This window comes from Enterobacter cloacae complex sp. IR5428, from assembly GCF_049238585.1.
In the GTDB taxonomy this organism is placed as follows: domain Bacteria; phylum Pseudomonadota; class Gammaproteobacteria; order Enterobacterales; family Enterobacteriaceae; genus Enterobacter; species Enterobacter intestinihominis.
In genome coordinates this window covers 92204-103793 of sequence record NZ_JBMKHV010000008.1, presented here as the reverse complement: position 1 = coordinate 103793, position 11590 = coordinate 92204, and the positions used below count along the sequence as shown (strand labels likewise).

The 11590-nt window shown below is 57.6% G+C and carries 13 protein-coding genes; 2 read left to right on the top strand and 11 right to left on the bottom strand.

The window, feature by feature from the left end:
* Positions 1-30: 30 nt before the first annotated feature.
* The 7 genes from ACOTXC_RS14030 to pmbA all read right to left on the bottom strand — a co-directional run bounded on the left by ACOTXC_RS14030 (position 31) and on the right by pmbA (position 4590).
* Entirely contained in the window at positions 31-672 is a 642-nt protein-coding gene (locus ACOTXC_RS14030; protein ID WP_003856081.1) for a DUF4310 family protein, read from the bottom strand.
* 13 nt (positions 673-685) lie between these two features.
* On the bottom strand, positions 686-1462 hold the full coding sequence (locus ACOTXC_RS14025) for a DUF4311 domain-containing protein (RefSeq protein WP_006810337.1): 777 nt from the start codon (positions 1460-1462) through the stop codon (positions 686-688).
* Between the two features lie 22 nt (positions 1463-1484).
* On the bottom strand, positions 1485-1784 hold the full coding sequence (locus ACOTXC_RS14020) for a DUF4312 family protein (protein ID WP_006810338.1): 300 nt from the start codon (positions 1782-1784) through the stop codon (positions 1485-1487).
* Between the two features lie 2 nt (positions 1785-1786).
* The gene (locus tag ACOTXC_RS14015; protein WP_337057281.1) at positions 1787-2149 is read right to left on the bottom strand and encodes an SFCGS family glycine-rich protein; all 363 of its coding nucleotides are present in this window, start codon (positions 2147-2149) and stop codon (positions 1787-1789) included.
* Positions 2150-2159: 10 nt separating this feature from the next.
* On the bottom strand, positions 2160-2498 hold the full coding sequence (locus ACOTXC_RS14010) for a PRD domain-containing protein (protein WP_026080657.1): 339 nt from the start codon (positions 2496-2498) through the stop codon (positions 2160-2162).
* Positions 2499-2808: 310 nt separating this feature from the next.
* Complete coding sequence (gene cybC / locus ACOTXC_RS14005) at positions 2809-3195, bottom strand: cytochrome b562 (protein ID WP_022646861.1); 387 nt, start codon at positions 3193-3195, stop codon at positions 2809-2811.
* Between the two features lie 42 nt (positions 3196-3237).
* On the bottom strand, positions 3238-4590 hold the full coding sequence (pmbA, locus tag ACOTXC_RS14000; protein WP_023299182.1) for a metalloprotease PmbA: 1353 nt from the start codon (positions 4588-4590) through the stop codon (positions 3238-3240).
* A 95-nt stretch (positions 4591-4685) separates the two neighbouring features.
* Between pmbA and yjgA the strand changes: the two genes are divergently transcribed.
* Complete coding sequence (yjgA, locus tag ACOTXC_RS13995) at positions 4686-5237, top strand: ribosome biogenesis factor YjgA (protein ID WP_003856072.1); 552 nt, start codon at positions 4686-4688, stop codon at positions 5235-5237.
* Between the two features lie 86 nt (positions 5238-5323).
* Here the strand turns inward: yjgA and mpl are convergent, their stop codons facing one another.
* Entirely contained in the window at positions 5324-6697 is a 1374-nt protein-coding gene (gene mpl, locus ACOTXC_RS13990) for a UDP-N-acetylmuramate:L-alanyl-gamma-D-glutamyl-meso-diaminopimelate ligase (protein ID WP_022646859.1), read from the bottom strand.
* 179 nt (positions 6698-6876) lie between these two features.
* Here mpl and fbp point away from each other — a divergent pair, with 179 nt between their 5' ends.
* On the top strand, positions 6877-7875 hold the full coding sequence (fbp, locus tag ACOTXC_RS13985; protein WP_022646858.1) for a class 1 fructose-bisphosphatase: 999 nt from the start codon (positions 6877-6879) through the stop codon (positions 7873-7875).
* Between the two features lie 39 nt (positions 7876-7914).
* Here fbp and ACOTXC_RS13980 read toward each other — a convergent pair whose 3' ends face one another.
* The 3 genes from ACOTXC_RS13980 to ytfT all read right to left on the bottom strand — a co-directional run bounded on the left by ACOTXC_RS13980 (position 7915) and on the right by ytfT (position 11590).
* Positions 7915-9483: a methyl-accepting chemotaxis protein gene (locus ACOTXC_RS13980; protein WP_045307825.1), complete on the bottom strand. Its 1569-nt coding sequence runs from the start codon at positions 9481-9483 to the stop codon at positions 7915-7917.
* 93 nt (positions 9484-9576) lie between these two features.
* Complete coding sequence (yjfF, locus tag ACOTXC_RS13975) at positions 9577-10578, bottom strand: galactofuranose ABC transporter, permease protein YjfF (RefSeq protein ID WP_421767769.1); 1002 nt, start codon at positions 10576-10578, stop codon at positions 9577-9579.
* Positions 10565-11590, bottom strand: coding sequence for a galactofuranose ABC transporter, ATP-binding protein YtfT (gene ytfT / locus ACOTXC_RS13970; protein ID WP_161496795.1), 1026 nt, complete (start codon positions 11588-11590; stop codon positions 10565-10567). The genes yjfF and ytfT overlap by 14 nt, the downstream gene beginning before the upstream one ends.

Genomic DNA, 11590 nt, shown 5'->3' with positions numbered 1-11590 from the left:
ATAAGGCGGGCACCGAAGCGCCCGCAGGTATTAAAGGGCGACCGGGAACAGCCAGCCCAAAATCATTGCGCCGAGGATGGCGCCACCGGTAATCGGCTTCTGCCAGATGTAGAACAGCAGCGCGCCCACCAGGGAACCGACGCCGATTGGAATGGAGGCGGTCATGGCGCTGAGGATAATCAACGGCCCGAGGAAGCGGCCGGAGGCGTTACCCGCGCCCATCATCACGTCTGCACCGTAGGTGGAGTTACTCTGGTTGATGGTGAACTTACGCGCCAGGATGATGACGTAGCCAATCGCCAGACCAATCACCAGGCCGGTAATCAGCGAGGCAATAAAGTTGGTCACCGGGAACATGATCCCCGCGCCCAGCAGCAGCGCCGGTACGCCGAGGCCCACGCCGGTCTGGATCGCCCCGCCGATGTCGAGAATCCCGACCAGCGACCCTTCGATGATACGGGCGAACAGGAAGCTCGCGCCGAACGCCGCCACCGCGCCGTAAACGCCGGTATCGATTCCCGCTTTCAGCATCGCCACGAAGGCCACTTCGTTAAACGCGCCGATGCCGTAGAGGTAGTACATGTGCGTCCCGGCAAAGACGCCGGAGGAGAGCAGGCCAACGAAGATCGGGAACGACCAGTCGGCATACCAAAAACCTTTATTCTGTTCCATGTCGAGGCTCCTGTTATTTACCGCTGAGCGAGTTGTGGATCATATCGAGCCAGTTCGGCACGGTCAGATGGAAGGATTCGATCATCTTCATGTCGAAGCCGCGGAAGAAGCCGCTCAGCACAAACAGCAGGACGATCGCCGCCATCATCACTTTGGTGACGTGGTTCCAGCCGCTCTCTTCCACGCCTTTACCGATCAGGATCCCCAGCACCAGGCCCGGCACGGCGTTACCCATGATCAGCTGCGCTGCGCCGCCAAAGATGGTGGCCCAGAAGCCCGATTTTTTACCCGCGTCGATGGCTGCCAGCCAGAAGATCACCGGCATCACGGTGTTGACCAACAGGTTCGCGGCAGGCACCAGCACCTTCACGGCGGTGACCTGAAGCGCAGCCGGAACGGAGGAGGCGGTCAGGTTAAGGAAGGTCACGACAATCATGCCGATAATGCCGCAGGCAATCGCCATTTTGCGCGGGTCATGCAGCGTTTCACCGACGTTACGGTTTTTGATCATCAGTGCAGCAGCACCCCAGTTCGGGATGATGCGGTGGTCAACGTCCTGTGTGAAGGCACCTGCGGCCACGGAAGAGGCCCAGGCGTTAAAGAAGAAACCTAACCCAAAGGAGAAGTGGGACGCCGGATCCCCTTCACAGGAGTTCAGTTCCCCCAATGTACGAAACGCGCCCATACCCTGAGTGGTAGGCGCATGAAACATGCGTGCAGCCCCGGCTCCAACACCGACGCCAACCAGGCCGCCAATGATGAGCGATTTTATTAATATAATTAAGAACATCAGTCTGCCCTTTTATGAATAATCAGCGTTGCGTGACGAAATCCACCTGGTCGAGATTGATGGCGGTCACGTTGACGGTCACATCCAGCTCCACGCTGTAGGTGCGTCTTTCCCGACGCAGAAAGAAGAACAAAAACGCTTCTTTTCGCACCGCTTCTTGCGCCTGAACAACCTGCACATCCTGTGGCTCAATACGCAGTAAGATATGCGGTGAGGCTTTCATCACCGCGGCCTGTACGTGGTTGAGGGCGTCGGCAAAGGCGCGCGCTTTGGCATCGCCCTTCCCCTTCACTCTCACCGTGGTCGTGAACTGTTCTTTCATGCTTACGCGCCGTATTTCTTCTGCCACGCCTGTACCAGACGCTCGCCCAGCTCTTCTTTATCCATAAAGCCAAAGCCCAGCACGTTGCAGCCTTCGTTGATAGCGGTCACCCCCTCATCCACGGAGCGCATGCCGTATTTGGCCTTGTAGCCGTATTTGGTCTGGGCGGTGATGGCACCCGCGCCGCCGCTGCCGCAGAACGAGATCCCGAAGGTGGCGTTTTCTGCTTTCATCACGTCACCGAGCTTCATATCCGCTGCCATGCCCGGTACGACAACCGCGCGTCCGCCGACTTTTTCCACACCCGCAGCCACTTTCTGACCTTTACCCAGGCGATCGCCAATCACGACTGTAATCTGTTCCATGTGTTGCTCCTTAAAGGTTGTCTTTCGCGACTTCGAAGTGAACGGAGAGCAGCCAGGCTTCTTCATCAGGAAGATTGCCAAACTGCGCTACCACTTCACGGGCAAGTTGCATTGAATCTGGTGAAATTTCGTCGAACAGCTCTGCTTCAACCTCCGGCAGCGGCTCGCCGGTCACAGACCGGTGCGCCATTGCGCGAACGTGGGAGGTCAGCATCTGCTCCTGTACCGCGTTGGGGATGATGTTGTGCCGGGCCAGCAGGGCGTAGACCTGCTGAAGCATGGTGTTCGCGAGCTGTTCTGTTTGCACCGCCTGTTCCCCAACGTCGTTCATTACCGCTCCGTTAATCACTCGTCTTACCCCGTTAATGGCTCTGGAATAAAACTAACGTCGAGGGGGCGTTGTTTGTAGCGAGTTGTTTTCCACTTCGAAGTGGAAAGGCGAGCCGCGGCAGTGATCTGTGCCACATAAATGCGGTGAATCTGGATTAATCGCTGGATTTACGTGATGAATATCACGCTATTACGCGGCACTAAACAGGTAAGCGGAGTGGAAAAGATTACGAGCAGGCTCGTAGAAATGTGATGTGGATAAGGTTTTCTTATGGGGAGGGAGAAGAGTGTGAGCGGGGATGCTTAACGCGCCCCGCTCATCCAGACTATCAACGATACTTTTTGTGATACGCGTTGCGGGTCGCCGCAAACTGGTCGGCTGCCGCCTGGGCTTCCTTCACTTTGCCTTCGTTCGCCAGCTTCAGCGCGCCGTCGATCTGGCCGACCAGCACGTCAAAACCGTGGCGGTAGTCTTTCATCTCGGCGCTGTCCGCCGCTTTGCTTTCCAGCTTCGGCGGCGTCGCTTTTTGCGCATCCAGCGCCGCTTCACGCATTTTAGTCAGTGCGTCTTTCATCTCCGCCGCATCGTCGGTTTTCTGCACCACCTTCAGGTTTTGACTGAGGATGTCCATGTTGTCTTCAAGATCGGCAGCAAACGCAGATGAGCCAAGAACCAGCGTTGAAGCCGCGACGATCGCTAACAGGTGTTTACGCATTGCTCACTTCCTTTTTTATTATAAATCACGCTTTTACGGGGATTATTGCCCGGCGATTTTCATCTCCGGCAGTAATACAGAACCACACTGAATATTGCTGCGTGTTTCAATATCGTTACCGACCGTAACAATATTGCGCCACATGTCCTTGAGGTTGCCGGCGATGGTGATTTCGCTCACCGGATACTGAATTTCACCGTTTTCCACCCAGAAGCCCGCTGCGCCGCGAGAGTAGTCGCCGGTGATACCGCTCACGCCCTGCCCCATCAGCTCGGTGACCACCAGACCGGTGCCCATCTCTTTCAGCATCTGTTCAAAATTCAGGCCCTGCCCGGCAATGCGCCAGTTATGAATGCCGCCCGCGTGCCCGGTGCTTTTCAGCCCCAGCTTACGCGCGGAGTAGTTGGTCAGCAGCCACTGGGTCAGAATGCCGTCTTTAACGATATCCCGGCGCTCCGTGCGCACGCCTTCGCTGTCGAACGGCGTGGAGGCCAGCCCTTTCAGCAGGTGCGGGTGCTCTTCGATGGTCAGCCATTCCGGCAGGATCTGCTTGCCCAGCGAGTCGAGCAGGAAGGTCGATTTACGGTACACCGAACCACCCGCAATCGCCCCCACCAGATGACCAAACAGACCGGTTGCCACTTCGTTGGCAAAAATGACCGGGGCTTTCATGGTGGAGAGTTTACGCGGCGAGAGGCGTGACAGCGTGCGTTCGGCGCACTCTTTACCCACCCACTCCGGAGACTGCAAATCCCCCAGCGCGCGGCCAATGGTATACGCGTAATCACGCTCCATATCGCCGTTCTCTTCGGCGATCACGCAGCTGGAAAGCGAGTGGCGGGTTGAGCAGTACCCCTGCAACATGCCATGGGAGTTACCAAACACTTTGATGCCGTAGTGGCTGTTAAAGCTGCCGCCTTCGGTATTGGTGATGCGTTTGTCAGCCTGCAAAGACGCCTGCTCGGCGCGCGAGGCCAGCTCAATGGCTTCATCCGGGGTCACTTCCGCCGGATGGAACAGATCGAGATCCGGCGCGTCAAACGCCAGCAGCTCTTTATCAGCCACGCCAGCGTAAGGATCCGGGGAGGTGTACCGCGCGATATCCAGCGCCGCCTGCACTGTACGGGCGATGGCATCCGGGCTGAGATCGGTAGACGACGCGCTGCCTTTGCGATTCTGGTGATACACCGTGATCCCCAGCGCGCCATCGCTATTAAATTCTACATTCTCCACTTCGCCATAGCGGGTGCTCACGCTAATGCCGGTGGTTTTGCTGACCGCCACTTCGGCGCCATCTGATTTACCTGAAGCGAGCATCAGCGCGGTGGAGACGGCTTCTTCCAGGATCTTACGCTGCGCTTCAACTTGTGAGGTTACTTTCATCGCAAATGCCATACTGTAAGAGAGAGTTAAGTGAAGTCTAACAGAGAACCGTTTTTCAGTGCGCGTCTTAACTGGTAACATTAGCCTCTTTTTTTAAGGAGCCTGACATGACTAAGCAGCCCGAAGACTGGCTCGACGACGTTCCCGGTGATGACATCGAAGACGAAGATGATGAGATCATCTGGGTCAGTAAAAGTGAAATTAAACGTGACGCCGAAGAGTTAAAACAGCTTGGCGCAGAAATGGTAGAACTGGGTAAGAACGCGCTGGATAAGATCCCGCTCGACCAGGATCTGCGTGATGCCATTGAACTGGCACAGAAAATCAAGAAAGAAGGGCGTCGCCGCCAGCTTCAGCTTATCGGGAAACTGCTGCGTCAGCGCGATGTTGAGCCGATCCGTCAGGCGCTGGATAAACTTAAGAACCGCCACAACCAGCAGGTTGCGCTGTTCCATAAGCTGGAGCAGATCCGCGACCGTCTGATCGAGCAAGGTGATGACGCGGTACCTGAAGTGCTGAACCTGTGGCCGAATGCCGACCGCCAGCAGCTGCGTTCTTTGATCCGTAACGCGAAGAAAGAGAAAGAAGGGAATAAGCCGCCGAAGTCTGCGCGTCTGATTTTCCAGTATCTGCGCGAGCTGTCTGAGAACGAAGAGTAAACCCCTCACCCCAGTCCTCTCTCCAAAGGGGAGAGGGAGAAGAGATAATGTAGGCCCGGTAAGCGCTAACGCCACCGGGCCTTTTTTTACTCTGCGGCCGCGGCTTTCTTCGCCAGACCGTCCAGCAGCTTCTGATGGATCCCACCAAACCCGCCGTTGCTCATCACCAGAATGTGATCGCCAGGCTGTGCGGCTTTCACCACCATATCCGCTAAGACATCCACGTCCGCACTCCAGTGCGCTGGCTGAATGCAGGCGTCGGCCACTTCGGCCACCTGCCACGGAATATGCTGCGGTTGCAGGAGGAAGACCTCGTCGGCACGCCCTAAGGACGGCGCGAGATCGTCTTTGCAGATGCCCATCTTCATGGTGTTCGAGCGCGGTTCCAGCACGGCCAGAATACGCGCGGTGCCGCCAACTTTGCCACGCAATGCGGCAAGCGTCGCCAGAATGGCGGTTGGGTGGTGCGCGAAATCGTCGTACACCGTCACGCCATTCGCTTCACCACGCAGCTCCAGACGGCGACGGGCGTTAATGAACGAACCCAGCGCATTGGCGGCATCCGCAGGCAGTACGCCCACGTGACGCGCCGCGGCGATCGCCATCAGGCCGTTGTGCATATTGTGCTCGCCCACCAGGCCCCACTTCACTTCGCCCACTTTTTCGCCGTCGAGCAGCACTTCCCATTCGGAAGCATCCGCGTTGAGCTTTTTCGCCTGCCAGTGCCCCTGCTCGCCAACCAGCTCCTGCTCGCTCCAGCACCCCATCGCCATAGTCTGCTTCAGGTTGATGTCGTTCTCCGGCAGGATAATGCGGCCCTGACCCGGAACAATGCGCACCAGATGGTGGAACTGTTTCTGAATCGCTTTCAGGTCGTCAAAGATATCCGCGTGATCGAACTCAAGGTTGTTGAGGATCAGCGTGCGTGGGCAGTAATGCACGAACTTGGAGCGCTTGTCGAAGAACGCGCAGTCGTATTCATCCGCTTCAATCACAAAGAACGGGCTGTCGCCCAGACGCGCGGAGACGTCGAAATTCCCCGGCACGCCGCCGATCACGAACCCCGGCTTGTAGCCGCAGGCTTCGAGGATCCAGGTCGCCATACCGGCGGTGGTGGTTTTGCCGTGCGTCCCGGCAACGGCGACAACCCAGCGGTCGCGGAGGACAAAGTCATGCAGCCACTGCGGGCCAGACATGTACGGGATATTGCGTTCCAGCACCGCTTCAACGCATGGATTCCCACGGGTCATGGCGTTACCAACGATCACCAGATCCGGCTGCGGCTCGAGCTGGCTGGCGTCATATCCCTGAATCAGAGAAATCCCCTGCTTCTCCAGCAGCGTGCTCATCGGCGGATACACATTGGCGTCCGAACCTGTCACTTCATGGCCCAGCGAGCGCGCCAGCATTGCCAGTCCGCCCATGAAAGTGCCACAAATCCCCAATATATGAATGCGCATACGTCACTATCCTTCTTCAATGTGGCGCACATTTTACTCACATGTCAGCGGCTGTGAAACGCATTTCAGGTAAATCCGTATTTTGCTGGCGCGATTCACCTCTGCGCTAATATTTGAATGTTTGTTAAGATTGTTGGACATCAACCGCTTTACTCAACATAAGATGCAGGGAAAGTGTTATGAAAACGTTAGGTGAATTTATTGTCGAAAAGCAGCACGAGTTCTCTCATGCTACGGGTGAGCTCACTGCTTTGCTGTCGGCAATAAAGCTGGGCGCTAAGATCATCCACCGCGATATCAACAAGGCCGGTCTGGTCGATATCCTGGGTGCCAGCGGTGCCGAGAACGTTCAGGGTGAGGTTCAGCAGAAACTCGACCTGTTCGCCAATGAAAAACTGAAAGCAGCACTGCGCGCGCGCGACATCGTTGCGGGTATCGCCTCTGAAGAAGAAGATGAGATCGTCGTATTCGAAGGGTGTGAACACGCAAAATACGTTGTTCTGATGGATCCGCTGGACGGCTCCTCCAACATCGACGTTAACGTTTCTGTCGGTACCATTTTCTCCATCTACCGTCGCGTCACCCCGGTTGGCACACCGGTGACGGAAGAAGACTTCCTGCAGCCGGGCAGCAAGCAGGTTGCTGCCGGTTACGTGGTGTATGGCTCATCCACCATGCTGGTGTACACCACCGGCTGCGGCGTGCACGCCTTTACCTACGATCCGTCGCTGGGCGTTTTCTGTCTGAGCCAGGAGCGCATGCGCTTCCCGGAGAAGGGCAATACCTACTCCATCAACGAAGGCAACTACATCCGATTCCCGAATGGCGTGAAGAAGTACATCAAATTCTGCCAGGAAGAGGATAAAGCCACCCAGCGCCCGTACACCTCGCGCTATATCGGCTCGCTGGTGGCGGATTTCCACCGTAACCTGCTGAAGGGCGGTATTTACCTCTACCCAAGCACCGCCAGCCACCCGGACGGAAAACTGCGTCTGCTGTACGAGTGCAACCCGATGGCATTCCTGGCCGAACAGGCAGGCGGCAAAGCGAGTGACGGTAAAGAGCGTATTCTGGATATCGTGCCGGAAAGCCTGCACCAGCGCCGTTCGTTCTTTGTCGGCAACGACCACATGGTGGAAGACGTTGAACGCATGATCCGCGAATTCCCGGACGCGTAACGCGTAAATAGGGGAGCCCGACAGGCTCCCCTATTTTTATCATGCCGTTTGCGCCGTCAGTTTGAAGGATGCCATCGCCTCCATCAGCTCGCGCGATTGTTCCTCCAGGGAACGCGTTGCCGCAGAGGACTGCTGAACCAGCGCCGCATTTTGTTGCGCCGTTTCATCCATCTGATTGACGGCAATGTTAACCTGCTCAATACCGCGGCTCTGCTCCTGAGACGCCGTCGCAATTTCTCGCATCAGTTTGGTCATACGCAGCACTTCGGTAGCGATCTCGTCCATCGTCTCACCGGCCTGTTGCGCCAGCTCGCTGCCCTCGTTCACATGGGTTTGCGAATCGCTGATAAGCGAGCGGATCTCTTTCGCCGCATCGGCACTGCGGCTGGCGAGATTGCGCACCTCACCCGCCACGACCGCAAAACCCCGTCCCTGCTCGCCCGCGCGCGCCGCTTCCACGGAGGCGTTCAGCGCCAGAATATTGGTCTGGAAGGCAATGCCGTCGATGACGCTCAGGATATCGGCGATGCGCGCCGAGCTGCCGGCGATGTCGCGCATCTTCTCAATGACGTAGCAGACCATTTCGCTGCCATGATCGGCGGTATCGGAGACCGACTGCGCCAGCTGGTGCGCCTGCCCGGCGTTATCGGCGTTAAGTTTCACCGTGGCGGTGATCTCTTCCATGCTGGCGGCCGTCTGTTCCAGCGAGGTGGCGGTGGATTCCGTGCGCTGGGCAAGGTTCAGGTTCCCTGCCGTCAGCTCGCGGCTGCCGGTATCAATCTGCGAGCTGGCGTCACGCACCCGCAGAACGGAATTCATCAGCGACTGGCGCATCTCTTCGATGACCGCGTTGAGGCGATTAAATTCCTGGCTCGCGGGCGCGTTCAGGGTGTGGGTTAAATCCCCGGCCGCTACGTGCTCCAGCTGGGCAATTGAGGCTGAAAGCGGCTTGAGCAGCATATGGCGCAGCACCAGCCAGGCCAGCACGATAATGCCTGCCGTCAGCAGCGCCGCGACGATAATCAGGATCAGCACACGGGTTTTACTCGCCTGCACGGCGCTCACCTCCGCTTTGCCGCGCGCTTCGCTCCACGTCTGGAACGCCTGCATATCGTTATCAAACTGCTTCGCCACCGGGACCAGCTTGCTTTCCAGCAGATCGTAATAGCCGTCCGCGCTTTGCTCGTTCAGGGCTTTCAGCATCGGGCTGATACCCTGCTGGTTGTACACCGCCAGGCTCGAGGCGACGTTATCCAGCAGCTTTTGTCCCTGCTCATCCGCCACGCCGCCGCCGATCACGCCCTTGAGCGTTTTCTGTGCCAGCGCCACTTCCTGGTTAATGGTTTTGACCGCCCTGGCCGCATCGTCCAGCAGGCCGACCTCCATCATGCGGACGGCCTGACCCGCTTCGTTACGCGCGCGCAGGATCAGCGTATAGCCGGCATTCAGCTGCACCATCTGTTCACCCTGAAGATGATTGATGCGCTGGAGAGAAGCAGAACTTTGCGTAAGGGCATAAATGCCGATGCCGCTGACAATCAGCAGCAGAAGGGTCATAACGGCCAGTAAAGAGAGCAAGCCGGTACGAATCGATAGCGTTTTAAGCATGATGTTATTTCCGGTAGCGAGATATTTCTGGGCATAAAAAAAGAGTATCGACCGCTACCGGAAAATGTTTAGAGTTTAAGCAATTTCAGCATATTATCGTCCTGTTAAAGATGTATTCACACGGGTAACAGGCGAGCTCTGGCGGTTCTCCCACAGCAACGTCAGGCCGCGCTGGAGCGCGATAAAAATAAACAGCAGAATACCGATGGCGATTTTGGTCCACCAGGAGCTGAGCGTGCCGTCGAAGTTGATGTAGGTCTGAATCAGCCCCTGGATCGCCACGCCAAACAGCGTGCCGAGCACCGTCCCTACCCCGCCGCTGAGCAGCGTACCGCCAATCACCACCGAGGCAATGGCATCAAGCTCAACGCCCACCCCCGCCAGGGCATAGCCTGCCTGGGTGTATACCGAAAACACAATCCCCGCGAGCGTGGCAAGGCCGGTCGAAAGCATGTAGATGCGGATGGTGGTGCTGCGCGTGGAAATCCCCATCAGGTTCGCGGACGTGGCGCTGCCGCCAATGGCATAAACCTGGTTACCAAACCGGGTACGGTGGGCGAGGAAGATCCCGATAACCACCACGCCCAGCATCAGCAGCCCCATTGCGCTCAGGCGCCCCCCGCCGGGGATTTTCCACGCCAGGCTGGAAAGCGTGTCGTAGATCGGATGGTTAATCGGAATTGACTCCTCCGACACCAGATAGCTCACGCCGCGCAGGAAGAACATCCCGGCGAGAGTGATGATAAACGCCGGGATTTTCAGCGCGTCGATCAAAAGCCCCATAAAGGCGCCGAACGCGCAGCCCATGACCAGCACCAGCGGAAACGCCAGCAGCGGCGAAATACCCCAAAAGCCAATCGCCTTGGCAAGGAACACGCCGGTAAAGGCGATCACCGACCCAACGGAGAGATCGATCCCGCCGGAGAGGATCACAAACGTCATGCCGACGGCGATAATGCCTAAAAAGGCGTTGTCGGTCAGGATGTTGCAAATCACCCGCGTGGAGGCGAAGCCCGGGAACTGGGTCAGGCAGTAAAGGTATCCCAGCACGAACACACCCAGCGTGATTATTAACGGCAAATTACGTTTTATCATGACCGCGGAACCCCTTAATGAGAGTGATAAAGCGCGGCGACTGCACGATAAGTACGATAAGCACCACGACCGCTTTGACGACCTGATTAAGCTCCGGCTGGAACCCGGAGAGCAAAATACCGGTATTCATACCCTGAATAATTAACGCCCCCACCACCGAGAGCAGCAGATTAAAACGTCCGCCCATCAGCGACCCACCGCCGATAACCACCGCGAGGATCGCATCAAGCTCCAGCCAGAGTCCGGCGTTGTTGGCATCCGCCCCGCGAATGTCGGCCGCCACAATCACCCCGGCAATCGCAGCACAGACGCCGCTCAGCACATAGGTCAGCATCACCATCAGCCGTGTATTTACCCCGGCGTTTTTCGCGGCCCGAATGTTAATTCCCACCGCTTCGATGAACATCCCGAGCGCCGTTTTGCGGGTGAAAAGCCAGAACACCACCAGCGTCACCAGCGCGACGATCACCGGGGTCGGGAAGAACAGAAAATTGCCGCTGCCAATCCACGCAAGATTCGGGGAGGTAAAGGTGACGATTTGACCGGAGGTGATAAGCTGCGCCACACCGCGCCCGGCCACCATCAAAATCAACGTCGCGACAAACGGCTGGATCTTGAGCACCGCGACCAGAATGCCGTTCCACAGCCCGGCTAATACACCGGAGCCCAGCGCGGCCAGCAGAACCACCGGCAGGCTGTGCCCGGCAACGGTCATCGAGGCGGCGGTGGCGCCCGCAATCGCCATTACCGCACCGACGGAGAGGTCAATCCCGCCGGTGGCAATCACCAGCGTCATGCCAATCGCCAGCAGCGCCACGGGCGCGGCACGGTTTAAGATGTCGATCGGGCTACCAAACAGGCGGCCATCCTGCACGACGATCTGGAAGAAATGCGGAGCCACCAGGCTATCCACCAGCAGCACCAGCAGCAGCGCCACGATTTGCGGCGTGCCGGTCGGCCAGCTGAAGCGGCGCTTCGCTTCGCCAGTTTGCGAAAGAGAACGGGACATCAC

Coding starts and splice junctions, on each gene's coding strand:
- yjfF (WP_421767769.1), bottom strand. CDS start 10,578: ATGATAAAACGTAATTTGCCGTTAATAATCACGCTGGGTGTGTTCGTG.
- mpl (WP_022646859.1), bottom strand. CDS start 6,697: ATGCGCATTCATATATTGGGGATTTGTGGCACTTTCATGGGCGGACTG.
- yjgA (WP_003856072.1), top strand. CDS start 4,686: ATGACTAAGCAGCCCGAAGACTGGCTCGACGACGTTCCCGGTGATGAC.
- ACOTXC_RS13980 (WP_045307825.1), bottom strand. CDS start 9,483: ATGCTTAAAACGCTATCGATTCGTACCGGCTTGCTCTCTTTACTGGCC.
- fbp (WP_022646858.1), top strand. CDS start 6,877: ATGAAAACGTTAGGTGAATTTATTGTCGAAAAGCAGCACGAGTTCTCT.
- cybC (WP_022646861.1), bottom strand. CDS start 3,195: ATGCGTAAACACCTGTTAGCGATCGTCGCGGCTTCAACGCTGGTTCTT.
- pmbA (WP_023299182.1), bottom strand. CDS start 4,590: ATGGCATTTGCGATGAAAGTAACCTCACAAGTTGAAGCGCAGCGTAAG.
- ACOTXC_RS14025 (WP_006810337.1), bottom strand. CDS start 1,462: ATGTTCTTAATTATATTAATAAAATCGCTCATCATTGGCGGCCTGGTT.
- ACOTXC_RS14015 (WP_337057281.1), bottom strand. CDS start 2,149: ATGGAACAGATTACAGTCGTGATTGGCGATCGCCTGGGTAAAGGTCAG.
- ACOTXC_RS14020 (WP_006810338.1), bottom strand. CDS start 1,784: ATGAAAGAACAGTTCACGACCACGGTGAGAGTGAAGGGGAAGGGCGAT.
- ACOTXC_RS14030 (WP_003856081.1), bottom strand. CDS start 672: ATGGAACAGAATAAAGGTTTTTGGTATGCCGACTGGTCGTTCCCGATC.